The organism is Kitasatospora sp. NPDC043950 (genome assembly GCF_056435345.1).
The window spans coordinates 1-14,411 of the sequence record NZ_JBWKER010000061.1; the positions used below are offsets into that span (position 1 = coordinate 1).

10 protein-coding genes are annotated in these 14,411 nt (G+C 73.6%); 4 read left to right on the forward strand and 6 right to left on the reverse strand.

Annotation, left to right across the window (positions count from 1 at the left end; translation table 11 throughout):
• Positions 1–291: 291 nt before the first annotated feature.
• Positions 292–1,386, forward strand: a complete 1,095-nt coding sequence (locus AC07BF_RS31635) for an alpha/beta fold hydrolase (protein WP_478334252.1) — start codon at positions 292–294, stop codon at positions 1,384–1,386.
• Here the strand turns inward: AC07BF_RS31635 and AC07BF_RS31640 are convergent.
• From AC07BF_RS31640 to AC07BF_RS31665, 6 genes are all read right to left on the reverse strand, one after another.
• Positions 1,376–2,713 carry an NAD(P)/FAD-dependent oxidoreductase gene (locus tag AC07BF_RS31640; protein ID WP_400989600.1) on the reverse strand — a complete coding sequence of 446 codons (1,338 nt, stop codon included), beginning with the start codon at positions 2,711–2,713 and terminating at the stop codon, positions 1,376–1,378. The genes AC07BF_RS31635 and AC07BF_RS31640 overlap by 11 nt on opposite strands.
• Positions 2,710–3,501, reverse strand: a complete 792-nt coding sequence (locus tag AC07BF_RS31645) for an ABC transporter ATP-binding protein (RefSeq protein ID WP_478334253.1) — start codon at positions 3,499–3,501, stop codon at positions 2,710–2,712. Before AC07BF_RS31645 ends, AC07BF_RS31640 begins: the two co-directional genes overlap by 4 nt.
• Positions 3,498–5,447 (reverse strand): dipeptide/oligopeptide/nickel ABC transporter permease/ATP-binding protein, encoded by a 1,950-nt coding sequence (locus tag AC07BF_RS31650; RefSeq protein WP_478334261.1) that lies wholly within the window; start codon positions 5,445–5,447, stop codon positions 3,498–3,500. Before AC07BF_RS31650 ends, AC07BF_RS31645 begins: the two co-directional genes overlap by 4 nt.
• Before the next feature lie 7 nt (positions 5,448–5,454).
• Entirely contained in the window at positions 5,455–6,417 is a 963-nt protein-coding gene (locus AC07BF_RS31655) for an ABC transporter permease (protein WP_363587273.1), read from the reverse strand.
• 74 nt (positions 6,418–6,491) lie between these two features.
• Entirely contained in the window at positions 6,492–8,087 is a 1,596-nt protein-coding gene (locus tag AC07BF_RS31660) for an ABC transporter substrate-binding protein (RefSeq protein WP_478334254.1), read from the reverse strand.
• A gap of 87 nt (positions 8,088–8,174) precedes the next feature.
• Complete coding sequence (locus AC07BF_RS31665; RefSeq protein ID WP_363587271.1) at positions 8,175–9,209, reverse strand: 3-oxoacyl-ACP synthase III family protein; 1,035 nt, start codon at positions 9,207–9,209, stop codon at positions 8,175–8,177.
• A 353-nt stretch (positions 9,210–9,562) separates the two neighbouring features.
• Between AC07BF_RS31665 and AC07BF_RS31670 the strand changes: the two genes are divergently transcribed.
• From AC07BF_RS31670 to AC07BF_RS31680, 3 genes are all read left to right on the forward strand, one after another.
• Entirely contained in the window at positions 9,563–11,263 is a 1,701-nt protein-coding gene (locus AC07BF_RS31670; protein WP_478334255.1) for a DUF885 domain-containing protein, read from the forward strand.
• Between the two features lie 309 nt (positions 11,264–11,572).
• Positions 11,573–11,914: a DUF5132 domain-containing protein gene (locus tag AC07BF_RS31675; protein ID WP_363625554.1), complete on the forward strand. Its 342-nt coding sequence runs from the start codon at positions 11,573–11,575 to the stop codon at positions 11,912–11,914.
• 188 nt (positions 11,915–12,102) lie between these two features.
• Positions 12,103–14,397, forward strand: a complete 2,295-nt coding sequence (locus AC07BF_RS31680; protein WP_478334256.1) for an ABC transporter ATP-binding protein — start codon at positions 12,103–12,105, stop codon at positions 14,395–14,397.
• Positions 14,398–14,411: the final 14 nt, after the last annotated feature.

The window sequence follows — 14,411 nt, forward strand, 5'->3', positions numbered from 1 at the left end:
CGATGGTACTGCAGGGGGGACCCTGTGGGAGAGTAGGACGCCGCCGAACAATCATTCACAGAGAACCCCCATCCGGGAAACCGGATGGGGGTTCTTTGCATTTGTGGAGATGTGGCCTGGTGGCCGGCTCCTCTCCGATGGGCAGCGACACGGGGGCGGGGCGCGCGGTGGGTGGGGCGCAGGGCGGGCAGGGCCTGCCATGTCGAATGTGTGTTCGTGTGGGCGCGTCGGAGTGGGGGGATGGGGGAAGAACAGGGGGAGAGGTCGCCTCTCGGATGCCGTGGAGGACCGATGCGCCGGAACGGACGGGTGGCGGATGCCCTGCTCGCGTCGCTGAGCCGGGACTGGGCGGGAGTGCCGGTCGCGGTGCTGGTGGTGGGTGTGGGGGTCGGGCTGGTCGGGGGCGGTGCGGGATGGCTGGTGGCACTCGGGTGCTTAGTGGTGACTGTGGGTGTGGTATTGGCGGTCGGCGCGGTGCGGCATCTGGTGCTGGTCGGCCGGGGCGCGGGGGCGGGCGGGGCGCCGGGGCGGCTGGTCGGGGTGGGCGGACGCCGGATGCACGTCCTCGCCGAGGGGGTTGCCGGGGATGGGCCGACGGTGGTCTGGATGCCGGGCGGGCACGCGCCGGGCGAGGAGTTCGGGCAGTTGCACGCGATGATGGCGGCCCGGAGCCGCTCGGTGCTGGTCGACCGGTTCGGCTCGGGCTGGAGTGACGTCGGGCCCTTCCCGAGGACGACGGCGGCCGAGGCGGAGGAGCTGGTGGCCGCGCTGGAGGCGGCGGGGGAGCGGGCCCCGTACGTGTTCGTCGGCCATTCCTTCGGCGGGCTGCTGGTCGCGAATGCCGCCAGGCGGCGGCCGGACGTGGTGGCCGGACTCGTGCTGCTGGATCCGACGCCCCTGGAGGTCATCGCCTTCGCGCCGCCCAATCGGCTGGTCGCGGGCATGCGCCGGGAGTTCCTGCTGACGGCGGTGCGGCACCTGTTCGGTGTTCACCGGGGCCGGGGCCGGGGCCGGGACAGTCGGACCGGCCAGTACTGCGCCGCCGCGTCGATCTTCGCGGAGCTCTCGCCCGTCGGCCTGGCGGAGGTGGGCTGGGAGACCGTGGTCTACGACGGGGACCTCGGCGACCTGCCGCTGGTGCTGGTCATACCCCGCGACCTCACGGGCGGGGAGACGGTGCTGGCCGCCGCCGGGGACGCCGCCGAGGCCGAGCGGATGGCGCGCTTCTACCTCGGGGCCCGGACCCGCTACCTGGCGGCGTCGACCGCGTCCCGGGTGGTGCACACGCCGACGGGAACCGGCCATGACTTCCCGACCGAGGAGCCCGGGTTCGTGGTCGGGGTGGTCTCGGATCTGGTGAGCGAACTGCGCACCCTCAGCCCATGACCGTGCGGGCGGAGCCGGTCCGGACGGGGCGGCGGCGGGAGAACGCGCCCAGGTCCACGACGTTGCCGGTGTGCTCGCAGCGGTAGCGGACCGGGTCGCCGTCATGGTCGTGGCCGGCCTCGACCAGGTCGATCAGGGTCGCGAGGTAGCGGCCCACCAGCGGTGCGTTCTTGAACTGGTTGCCGCTCGTGCCCATGGCGACGTAGTAGCCGTCGAGGGCGGTGCGGTCGTAGATCGGGGTCCAGTCGTCGGCGACGTCGTACACGCCCGCGACGCCGACGGGCCGGCTGGGGACCGTGATCCCGGGGAAGCGGCGGGCCGCGCGGGTCACCTGGGTCCGGAAGCGGTGGGCGGTGGGGCGCGGGTCGGCCTCGTCCGGGTCGTCGATCCACTCCGGTGGGTCGCAGGCCGGCTGGGTGCCGCCGATGAGCAGGCGGCCCCCGGCAACCGGGCGCAGGTAGGTGCCGAGGTCGAGGTCGGCGACGACCGGAACCGGCCCGGGGCGGGCGGTGGGGCCGCTGGTGAGGCGGGTGGTGGAGCTGTCGGGCGCGGCGATCTGGTGGACCTCCTCGCGCAGGGGGCGTACACCGATGGTGAAGTCGCTGCCGACACCCGCCAGCCGGTTGAGGCCTCCCGACCACGGGCCGGCGGCGTTGACCACGACCGGCGCGGCGATCCGGGCCCCGTCGGCCAGATGGAGGCCTGCCACGCGGTCCGCGTGCCGGTCGACGGCCACCACGGTGCGGTGGAACAGGAAGCGCGCACCCAGCTCGCCCGCCGCGTCGGCGAGGTTCTGGGCCGCGAGCTGCGGGTCGTCGACGAACCCGGCGTCCGGGGTGAACAGGGCACCGAGCTCACCGGCCGGGCCGTCGAAGAAGGCGTCGTCGTCCACGGGCTTCGGCGGCCAGTACCGCCCGGCGTCGATCCCGGGCAGGCGCCCGCGCAGGGTCGCGGTGTCCCACCGTTCGTACGGGACGCCGGCCAGGTCGAACAGGGCCGCGGTGTCGGCGGGTTCGGGGAAGGGCGCGTCGAGCAGCACGGCGCCGGTGCGGCGGAAGGCCGCGAGCGGGCGGCGGTCGGTGGTGAGCCCGAGGTGCTCGGGCCAGGACGCCCACAGGTGGAGGGACTCCCAGGCCGTGGCGACGCCGTCGAAGGTGGAGTAGTTGAACCGGACGATCGCGCTGGACGCGCCGGTCGATCCGTGGCCGGCCGCGCCGGCCTTGTCCACCACGACCACCTGCCGTCCGGTGCGGGCGAGTTCGAGGGCGACGGCGGTGCCGATCACCCCGGCCCCGACCACCACCGCGTCGGGTCGGTCGACGGTCATCGGGACCTCCGGGAGGGCGGTGGGCCGGACAGGCGGGGGACGGCGGCGAGGAGCTCGCGCGTGTAGGGGTGCTGCGGGTCGCGCAGGAGGGCGTCGGTGGGGCCCGTTTCGACGATCCGGCCGCGCTGCATCACCGCCACCGTATCGGAGACGTAGCAGACCGCGGGCAGGTTGTGGCCGATGAACAGCATGGACAGGCCGAGCCGTTGCCGGAGTTCGCGGATCGTGTTGAGGACGGACGCCTGTACCGAGACGTCGAGTGCCGAGGTGATCTCGTCGGCGATCAGGAGTCCGGGTCCGACGGCCAGGGCGCGGGCGACGGCGACCCGTTGGCGCTGGCCGCCGGACAGCTGCCGGGGCAGGCGGCCGGCGAGCCGGGGGTCCAGTCCGACGAGGTCGAGCAGCTCGGCGACGCGCTCGGTACGGGCGTGCCGGTCGAGCCACTGGAAGACGGTGGCGGCCTCGACGAGGGTCTGGCGGACGGTCATCCGGGGGTCGAGCGCGGTGTCCGGGTCCTGGAGGACGATCTGGACCAGGCGGCCGAGCCGGCGCCGGGCACGGACGGTACGGACCCGGACGTCCTGGCCGTCGACGAGGACCCGGCCCCCGTGCACGGGGGCGAGTCCGACGATCGCGCGGGCCAGGGTCGACTTCCCCGAGCCGGACTCGCCGACGAGCCCGAGCGTGGTGCCGGCCGGGACCTCCAGTGAGACGCGGTCCACGGCGGTGACGGGGCCGCGCGGGCCGTGGTGGCGGACGGTGAGGTCGCAGAGCCGCAGGCTGGTCATGACGGGTCCGCCTCCACCTGATGTTCCGTAGGTTCCGTCGCCCGGTCCGTCTCTGCCGCCGCCGGCGGGGGGTACCAGCAGGCGACCCGCTGGAGCGCGTCGACGTCGTCCAGCTGCGGAGCCTCCCGGGCGCAGCGGTCCTGCCGGTACGGGCAGCGGGGCTCGAACGGGCAGCCCGGGGCGGGTGCGATCGGGTCGGGCGGCGCGCCCGCCACGGTGGGCAGCGGCCGGTCGCGGTCCGCGGTGAGGTCCGGTACCGAGGCGACCAGGGCCCGGGTGTAGGGGTGCCGGGCGGCGGTGGCGAGCCGGTCGGCGGGGAGGGTTTCGACGACGGAGCCCGCGTACATCACCAGGACGCGTTCGCAGAATCCGCTCACGAGCGCGATGTCGTGGCTGATGAACAGGACGGCGGCGGAGGTGTCCCGCCGCAGGTCGGAGAGCAGTTCGGTGATCTGCCGCTGCACGGTGGTGTCGAGGGCGGTCGTCGGTTCGTCGGCGATGATCAGGCCGGGCCGCATCATCAGGCCGGCGGCGATCATCACGCGCTGGCGCTGGCCGCCGGAGAGCTGGTGGGGGCGTGACCGTAGCAGGGCGGGGGGCAGGGCCACCCGTTGCAGGGCGTCCGCGGCATCGCGCAGGGCCTGGGTGCGGCTCGTGCCGAGATGGGTGCGGGGTGCCTCGGTGAGCTGGGTGGCGATCCGGAGTGACGGGTTGAGTGCCGTGGCCGGGTTCTGGAAGACCATCGCCAGGCCGGTCGCGAGGTGCTGGTCGCGCTGCTTCGGCGTCATGGCGTTCAGGTCGGCGCCGAGCAGCCGGAGGGTGCGGGGGGAGACCCGGGCGCGTTCGGGGAGCAGGTCGGCGATCGCGAGCGCGGTGAGCGACTTGCCGGAGCCGGACTCGCCGACGAGTCCGACGATCTCGCCCGGCCGCAGGGAGAGGCTCACGCCGCGGACCGGCCGGATCACGCCGTCCGGGGTGGGGAGTTCGACGCTCAGCTCCTCGACCTGGAGGACGAGGCCGTCCTCGGCGGGCCCGCTCGGCCCGCTCGGCGCACTCGGCCCACTCGGCCCACTCGGTGCACTCGGCGCAATCCGTCGCCGGGGCGTACGGTCCGCACGGTCCGCCGGGTTGCGCCGGGCGGCGCCTCCGGCCAGGACCTCGCCGAGCAGTTGGAACGTCACCGCCGCGTAGAGGATGGCCAGGCCGGGGGCGAGGGCGGGCAGCGGCTGTGCGTAGATCCGGTCGAGCCCCTGGTTGAGCAGTTGCCCCCAGTCGTAGCCGGGCGGTTGGACGCCCAGGCCGAGGAAGCTCAGCCCGGAGAGCGCGACCAGGGAGGTGCCCGCCGCCGTGGTCGCGCTCAGCAGCAGCGGTTCGGCGATGTTGGGCAGGACGTGCCGCCACAGCAGCCGGTGCCGGCGCAGGCCGAGGACCCGGGCGGAGGCCAGGTGGTCGGTGCCCGCGACGGCGGCGGCGAGGGTCTGGGCGAGCCGGGCGAAGCCGGGTACACCGGCGACGGCGAGGGCGAGCATCGCCCCGGCCGCGCCCGCGCCGAACACGACCGCGAGGAAGAGCGCGACCAGGAGCGCGGGGAAGGCGAGCAGGAGGTTGATCAGTGCCGCGAGCAGGCGGCGGGCGCGGGGGCCGACGACGGCGGTGGACGCGCCGAGGAGGATGCCCGTGCTCGCGCCGATCGCGGTCGCGGCCAGCGCGAGCAGCAGGGAGGGCCGGGTGGCGGTCAGGACCCGGGCGAGCAGGTCCCGTCCGAGGTTGTCGGTGCCGAAGGGGTGGGCAGTGGAGGGGCCTTGGAGCACCGCCGAGGGGTCGGGCAGGTCGGCCGCCGCGCCCCAGACGAGCGGGCCCGCCAGCGCGAGCACGATCAGAGAGGCCAGCATGGCGGTGGCGGCCCAGGCCATGGGCGAGCGGAGGTACCTGGTGGGAAGGGGCATCGGCACCTCAGCTCTCCCGGATCGTCGAGCGCGGGTCGAGCAGCGCCAGCAGCACGTCGACCAGGAGCGCGGCGAGCAGGACGGTCGTGCCGAGGATCAGGACCATCGCCTGGATCACCGGGTAGTCCTGCGAGCTCACGGACTGCGCCAGGGCCGAACCGATGCCGGGCCAGGCGAAGACCTTCTCCACCAGCACGGTGCCGGCGATCAGGGCGGGCAGCAGGCCTCCGGCGACGGTGAGCGCGGCGGTGGCCATGTTCGGCGCCGCGTGCCGTAGGTAACGGCGTAGCGGTGACAGCCGCTTTCCGCGGGCGGTGCGCAGGTAGTCCTCGGACAGCACCTTCAGCGCCTCCACCCGGACGATGCGCACCAGGACGGCGGTGGGCGCCACGGAGAGCGCGAGGACCGGCAGGACGAAGGACCCGGCGCCCGCCGTGCCGGCCACCGGCAGCAGTTGGAGGCCGACGGCCAGCAGCGCGGTGAGCCCGGCGGCCAGGACGAAGTCGGGGATCCCGGCCAGGCCGGCGGTGAGCGTGGTGAACGCCAGTTCGCTGCGCGGGTGCCGGCCGTCCCGGGTGCGGACGGCGGCGAGCAGGCCGCCGGGCAGGGCGACGGCGAGGGTGACGAGGAAGGCCAGGCCGGCGATCTCCAGGGTGGCCGGCAGCCGGGTGCGGACGAGCTCCGCGACCGGTGTCGAGGTGACCAGCGAGGTGCCGAGGTCGCCGTGCACGAGGCCGTCGACATAGTGCCGGTACTGGGCCAGGAAGGGTTCGTCGAGCCCGAGTTGGTGCCGGCGTGCGGCCACCAGGGCGGGGGAGGCGTCGACGCCGAGCGCCGCGCGGACCGGGTCTCCGGGCACCAGACGGATCATCGCGAACGATGCGGTGAGCACGACCCCGAGCGAGAGGAGCAGCCGGGCGGTGCGCCGGCCGAGGAACGCCGTCCACGGGTGCCGCAGGAGGCGGGGCATGAGGTGCCGCGGCAGACGCGGCAGATGCGGCAGAGGCGGCGAACGGCGGGGTACGGTCACGCGGGTTCCCCCGGTCATCGGTGCAGGCGGATGCTGGTGGGGACGAGCTGACCGCCGAAGGTGGTGGCGAAGGTGGTGCTGCGCCCGTACACGGTGCTCCGGCCGTCGGCGATCGGCAGGGCGTCGGCCGATCGGAAGAGGGCGGCGGCGGCTCGGTTCCAGGTGGCGCAGCCTTCGGTGTCCGGTTCCCGAAGGGCCTGGGCGACCAGGGCGTCGTATTCGGGGTTGGCCACGCCCGCGAAGTTGAGGCCCTGGGCGGGGGGCGGGCCGGAGAAGAAGGGGATGAAGCCGACGGGCAGGGCGAAGCCGGGGGAGGTGCCGACCACGACGTCGAAGTCCCCGGTCTGGTACATGGCGTTGACGAGTGCGGGCAGGCTCTCGGTGACCAGCTTGACGTCCGCGCCCAGCACCGTCCAGGTCCGGGCCATCAGTTCGGCGACGGGTGACAGCGTGGGGCCGAGGTCGGGGCTGGTGATCAGGCGCAGCCGGAGCGGCTTGCCGTCCTTGGTCAGCCGGCCGTCCGGGCCACGGGTCCAGCCGGCGGCGCGCAGTGCCTCGGTGGCGTCCTGCGCGGGCAGGTTGGCGGCGGCGAGGTCGGCGTGGCAGACGGCGCCCTCGGCGCCGAAGTCGGTGGCGGGCGTGCCGGTGCCGCCGACGGCGACGTTGGCGAGGCCCTGGCGGTCGAGCGTGGACACCAGGGCCCGGCGCAGGGCCGGTTCGGCCAGCGGCCGGCCGGGGCGCTGGTTGAAGAAGGTCATCCCGACGACGGTCGCCACGTCGGTGGTGGACAGGCCGTGGCCGGTGAGCCGGGTGCGGTCCGGCCCGTTCACGTCCGCGATGTCGACGCCCCCGGTGAGCAGCAGGTTCGCGGTGGTGGAGGCCTGGGGCACCACCGAGATGACGAGGCGGGCCGGCAGGCCGGGCTCCGCGGTGGTCGCGCCGGCCGGGCCCCAGGTGTAGCCCTCGCGGACGGTGAACTCGTACGGCCCGCCCGGGGTGTAGTGGGTCAGCACGTACGGTCCGGTGCCCCGGGTGGAGCGGTCCAGCGTCCGGGGCCGGTCGAGGCCGGCGGGGCAGACGATCGGCAGCAGCCCGAGGGTACGGGTGAGGAACGGGAAGGGGGTGGGGGTGGTCGCCGTCACGGTGCCGGTCGCGTCGTCGGCGCTCGCGGTGTACGGGACGCTGGGCAGGACGGTCTGGGCGCCGGCGAGCTGGTTGGCCGGGTCTCCGGCGTAGGTGAGTGCGCGGGCGACGGCCGTGGCGGTGAGGGGGGTGCCGTCGGAGCAGGTGATCCCCGGGCGGAGGGTGAAGACGGCCGTGGTGGTGGTGGCCTGCCAGGAGGAGGCCAGGCCGGAGACCAGGGTGGCGTCGGCGGAGACGTTGACCAGCGAGTCGTAGGCGTAGCGGGCCTGGGCGGCGCCGAAGGCCGTGTACGGGTCGAAGCTCGGCGTCTCGCTGGACGCGGCGATCCGGACGGTCCCGTGTTCGACGAGCGGGGTGCTCGTCGAGGGACGGGCCGCGCCCCCGCAGCCGGCCACCGTGACGGTCAGTGCGGCGGCCAGGACGGTGGCGGCGGCCGTCCGGACGGGCGGCGGGGTACGACGGGGCATGGCCGTCATGGTGCCACCGAGTTCTGCCACTGGCGAGTCAACTCGCTTGCCCGGTAAGAGTGTTCGAATGTGGCGCGGTGGTCGGGGTCAGGCGTGCCGGAGGCAGAGGGTGCCCCACTGGAAGCCCGCGCCGATCCCGGACAGGACGTAGGTGTCGCCCGGTCGCAGGCCGCCCGCGGCGACGGTGGAGTGGAGTGCGGTGAACAGGCCGGCCGATCCGGTGTTGCCGAGCCGGTCGACGGTGACGGGGACGCGGTCCTGAGGGACGCCCATGGCCTTCACGGTTTCGGTGAGGAGGTTCAGGTTGGCCTGGTGCAGGAAGAAGTGCCGGATCTCGTCGAGCGGCACGCCGGCCTGCCGGGCGGCGCTGGTGATGCTCTCGGGCAGGCGGGTGGTGGCGGTGTTCCAGACGGAGCGGCCGTCCATGCGCAGGTAGTGGGCGCCGGCGGCCAGGGTGGATGCGCTGGTGGGCAGCCGGGAGCCGCCGGCCGGGACCTGGACGTCGTAGGAGAGCTGGGAGCCCAGGTCGTAGGAGAGCAGGCCCGCGCCCGCGGTCTCGGAGCGGGTGAGCACGACGGCGGCCGCGGCGTCGCCGAAGAAGACGCCGGTGGTGCGGTCCGTGGGGTCGGTGATCCTGGAGGCGCAGTCGGCGGCGAGGACCAGGATGGTGGTGATGGAAGGGTTCTGGAGGAGGTGGGCGGCGATCAGTACGGCCTGGACGCCGGAGGCGCAGGCCGCCTGGGTGACGTCCAGGGACAGGGCTCGGTGGGCGCCCAGGGCGTCCTTGACGATCAGCGCGGTGGAGGGCAGGGGCTGGTCCCAGGTGTAGGTGGCGACGATCACCGCGTCCAACTGGGCGGGGGCGGTGCCCGCCGCGTCCAGGGCCTGGTGCGCGGCGTCGACGCACATGTCGGAGGTGGCCAGGTCCGGGGCCAGGCGGCGGCGTTCACGGATACCGGTGCGGCTGGTGATCCATGCGTCGCTGGTGTCGAGGGAGCGGGTCAGCTGCTCGTTGGTGACGACGGTCGGGGGCAGGTGCACCCCGGTCCCCGCGACGGCGAACGGGGCGGGTAACCCCGCGCCGGTGTGGTGGTGCAGGGGCTTGTCCTGGGTGACGGTCATGCGACGGTGCTCCGCTCGGGCGCGATCAGGACCTCCGGGGCGGTGTGGCGGCGGCCGGAGGCGCAGGGGTCGCCGAGCACGCTACGTCGGGCGGTCCGGGGGGTGAGGGCGCCGCGATCCCGGAAACCGGATGCGGCGCACGCACAGCCGACCCTCCCGGCGCGCCGACCGGGGACAAGTAAGCTCATCAGAACATCCGTGCGCACGGTGACATCCCGGGGCTCCGGTTGATGCGGTCGCCTTCCGCACGGGGCGGGGGCGAAACCCGCCGCCTCATCCGTTCGGGGGATACCGAGGCCGCTGTTTCGGGCGACCGGGCAGGGCGGCAGGCCCGGCACCGCCACACTGGCCGCATGAGCGCGAGGACGAACGAGCCGGGCCGGGCGACGAGCCATCTGGCGGACCGCTACTGGGAGTTCCTGCTGGAGCGCGATCCACTGCTGAGAGTCCGCCAGGGGCTCCCGGTCGAGACGCTCCCCGGAGCGTCGCCCGCCGAGGCCGAGGAACGGGCGCGGTTCGCCGAGGAGGTGCTGGCCCGGGCGCGGACGCTCGACGGCGCGGAGCTGTCCGGTACCGATGCCGACACCGTCGGATTCCTCGCGGGGTTGGCCGAGCAGGAGGTGCGCACCCACCGCTGCTACTGGCTGACGCCCGCGGCCACGCCGTACCGGCTGTTCCCGCTGTCGCAGTACGTCGACGCGGTCCTGCGGAGCCACCGGTTCGGCGAACCAGCGGACGCCGAACGGTACTTGGTGCTGGTGCGCGAGCTGGCCCGGGTGGTCGGCTCGATCGGTGACAAGGCGGCGGGGCAGGCCGCGCGCGGCTTCCGGGTGCCCGCTCCGGCCCTGCCCGGGGTGCGCGCCACCCTCGCGGGCCTGCGGGCGTCGGTGGCGGAGCGCGTGGAGGTGGACGAGGCCCGGCTCGGTGAGTTGGGGCCGGCCGAGCGCGGACGGGTCCGGAGCGGCGTGCGGCGGCTGGTGGAAGCCGAGTTGCTGCCGGCCTTCGACGGCCCGCTCGCCGTCCTCGACGACCCGGACTACCAGCGCGAGGCGCCGCGGGCCGTCGGCTGGGCCCGGCATGAAGGCGGTGAGGAGGCGTACCGGGAGTTCGTCCGGATCCACAGCGGGGGCGACACGCCGCCCGAGCGGCTCCACGAGCTCGGCCGGGAGCAGTGCCGGGAGCTCGCCGAGCGGATGCGGGAGGCCCGCGTCGCCCTCGGATTCCACGGCCCGGAGGGGGAGTTCCACGAGCGGCTGCGCACCGAGCCCCGGCTCTACGCGCGGACTCCCGAGGAGGTCGAGGCCCGCTATCGCGGCTACCTCGACCGGCTCGCCCCGCTGCTGCCGCGCTGGTTCGCGGTGCTGCCGGCCGCGCCGTACGGACTGGCGCGGCTGGATCCGGCGCTGGAGGCGGGGATGACCTTCGGGTACTACGAGCTGCCCACTCCGGCCGCCCCGATCGGGCGCTACCGCTACAACGGTTCCGGTCTGGAAGGGCGCTCGCTGATCGGCGCGGCCTCCCTGATCCACCACGAGCTGGCCCCCGGGCACCACTTCCACCTCGCCCGGCAGGCCGAGAACCGCGTGCTGCCGCAACTGCGTCGTGAGGTGGCCGAGTTCGGCGCCTTCAACGAGGGCTGGGCCGAGTACGCGGCGGGCCTCGGCTGGGAGATGGGCCTCTACGACGACCCCTGGGACGCCTACGGGCGCCTTGCGCAGGAGCGATTCACCGCGCAGCGCCTCGTCGTGGACACCGGGCTCAACCTCGGGACGATGAGCCTGGAGCAGGCCCGGGACTTCATGCGTGCCAACTCCACCGAGGCGGACGGCCAGATCGCCTCGGACCTGCTGCGGTACTCGACGGACCTGCCCGGGCAGGCGCTGTCCTACCGTGCGGGCTACCTGGAGTTCGTTCGGTTGCGGGCCCGGGCGGAGGCCGAGAAGGGGGCCGGTTTCGAGGTGCGGACCTTCCACGAGGCCGTGCTGGGTGGTGGCGGGCTGCCGTTCCCCGTGCTGCGCCGACGGGTGGAACGAGGGGCCCAGGACGGGACCTGATAGTTAAATAGGATAATTGGCTTATTTGGTGAGTATGCATATTCCAACCCGTGGAGGCGGATTGGATTTAAAGCACTCGCACGGGTGAATTCCGCCAAGGACGTTTGCTCTCGGTGGACCTGGCTCGACTACGGTGGCCAGAGAGCGGGCGGTGGACCCCAGAGGAATTTTCGGCCCAGCAGGGAATCCGGCACGGGAACGAAGAATTTCGGACATGGGTGCTTCCGTCCGCCCTGTTGTGTGTGCTCCGGAGTTCGCAGTGCCCCCGGGGTCCCCTGTCATCCGTCTGCGTAGAGAGGTTGGAGCATCATGCCGCCCGTAGTACCGCCCTTCCTGATCGGCCTCATCGTCGCGCCGCTGGCCAAGCGGCTCCTCAAGCCGCTGGTCCGTGGCGTCGTCAAGACGTCCGTCGGCATCGCCATGGAGGTGAAGAAGGCGGCCCATGAGGCCGGAGAGGGAATCCACGACCTCGCGGCCGAGGTGGCCGCCGACATGGTGGCCGCGCAGATCACCTCCGACGAGCACCACCGGGCCGCCGAGGGCCCCGTCCCGCACAAGGAGAAGACCGAGCCCGTCCACCGGGTCGAGCACGAGTCGAGGGCCCCGAAGATCCGCGCGACCGCGACCGTCGGCGCCGGCAAGACTCCCTGACGCTCCGCCCCGCGGACCGATCAGTCGCTCGGGCGCATGTTTCGACCGGTCTCGGAAGATGTGCCCGAGCAGCTACCGCCGCCCTGTCGGCCGTATCGCTTTCCCCTTCAGACTTTCCATTTGTCGCGGTGCTCCGTCATGCCCAATGACGGTCCATCCACGACCTCCGCAAACAGGTGATCGTACACATGCCATCTCTGCTGGCCGCAGCAGCCGGGAACCTTCCCGTGGATTCGGACGTGCGCCCGCGCTCGGTCATCCCGGGGCGCCAGCGCTGGGACGTCAAGCCGGTCCTCGGACGGCCCCGGACGGCCGAGATCCTCGCCGCCGCTCTGCGGCGCGTCCCCGGGATCACCGAGGCACAGGCGAGTCCGGTCACCGGTGGAGTCCTCGTCCGGCACGACGCACGGGTGCGCGCCGCGGACGTCGGCCGGATCGTCCGCAGGGCCGTCGCCCTGGTCGCGCAGGGGCCGACCGGGACGGTGAGTCCGGCGTCGGCGCGGCCCGCCGCACCGGCCCCGCGCCCGGACCGCGGCCTCGTCGTGCGACAGGTCCTCGCCGTCGGCGGCGGGGTTGCGGCCGGCGTCGCGCTGATCCGGGGGTCGGCGCTGAGCAGGCAACTGGTGGCACTCGGCGGGGTCGCGACCGCGACCGTGGCCGTCCTTCGGAAGGCCTGGCGCGGAACGGCCGACACGGCCGGCGAGCCGGCCGGGACCGGAACCGAACGCCACCCCCTGCTGGAGGTCGTCGGACCGCACCGGCGCCGCCTCTTCCGCGCCTCCGCGCTCTCGGTCGCCTGCCAGGTCGCGGAGATGGCGCTCGCCACCTTCCTCGGCTGGACGGCGCTGGTCCTCATCAAGGGCGAGGCCGCGCCGTTGGTCCGCATCGGTCTGACCACCGCGTCCGCCCAACTCTGGGGCCTGGCAGGGCTGGTGGCCGTCGCTTGTGCCGCCGTCGCGGGCCTCTCCTACTCCTCGAACCTCCAGTGGCGCCGACTCGGCCAGGACATCGAGCACGACTGGCGGAGCCGCACGTACGACCACGTCCAGCACCTCGAACTGCGGCACCTGGAAGGCGAACGGACCACCCGGATCGCCGGCGTGCTCACCGACGACGTCCGCCAGCTGGGCGCCTTCTTCACCACCTCGGCCAACGACGTGCTCCAGCTGGGCACCAGCCTGGCCATCCTGGTGCCGGTGTTCCTGCTGCTGGCACCGCAGATCGCCTGGATCGCGTTCCTGCCCATCCCGGTCATCGCCTGGCTGTCGCTCCGTTACCAGGAGAAGGTCACGGCCGACTACGCCGTCTCCGGTGAGAACCGGGCCAGGCTGCACAGCCAGCTGGTCAACAGCCTGGAGGCCGGCGCCACCGTCAAGAGCTTCTGCACCGAGGACTACGAAGCCGAGCGCATCGACCGGCTGAGCGCGGTGGCCCAGGAGAGCAACGAGCGGACCGACCGGAGCACGATCCGCCACGCCGAGACCGTCCGGGTCTGCACGACCAGCTCGATGGCCGGCACCCTGCTGATCGGCGGCCGGTCGGTGCTCGACGGCAGCCTGCCGTTCGAGGTGTTCAGCCCGCTGATCGGGCTGCCCCAGATGGTGCTGCTGCGGATGAACCGACTCGGCGGCATCGTCGACCAGTACCAGCGCACGCTCGCCGCCTACGACCGGGTCCACCACCTGCGGGCCCTGCCCGTCGAGGCAGAGGGCATCGGCGGACCGCTCGACACCGGGAAGGTGCGGGGCGAGATCGTCCTCGACGGAGTGACCTTCGCCTACCCCGGCCGCCCGCCGGTGCTGGAGGACCTCTCGCTGACCATTCCCGCAGGCCAGGTCACCGCCCTCGTCGGCGCCACCGGCTCCGGCAAGACGACCGTCGCCAAGCTGCTGATGCGCTTCCAGGACGCGGAGTCCGGTGCCGTGCTGCTCGACGGGCGCGACGTGCGCGACCTGCCGCGCCGGGACCTGCGGGACGCGGTCGGGTTCGTCGCCCAGGACCCGTTCCTCTTCGACGGCAGCATCGCCGACAACATCCGCTACGGCAGCTTCGGCGCCTCGGACGAGGCCGTGGTCAAGGCGGCCATGATGGCCGAGGCGCACGCCTTCGTCGCGACGCTGCCGGACGGCTACGACACCCTGATCGGCGAACGCGGCGCCGCGCTCTCGGGCGGCCAGCGGCAGCGGATCGCCCTGGCGCGGGCGATCCTCAAGGACGCGCCGGTCGTGATCCTCGACGAGGCCACCTCCGCCGTGGACAACGAGACCGAGGCCGCCATCCAGCGCACGCTCCGGAGGTTCGCCGCCGAGCGGACCATGGTCGTGATCGCCCACCGGCTCTCCACCGTCCGCCACGCCGACCGGATCTACGTCATGGACAAGGGCGGCGTCGTGGCCGAACAGGGCACCCACGACGAACTCCTCGCCCAGCACGGACTCTACGCATCCCTCTGGCAGCTCCAGGCCGGCGAACTCGCCGCCTGACCGCAGCAGCCGCG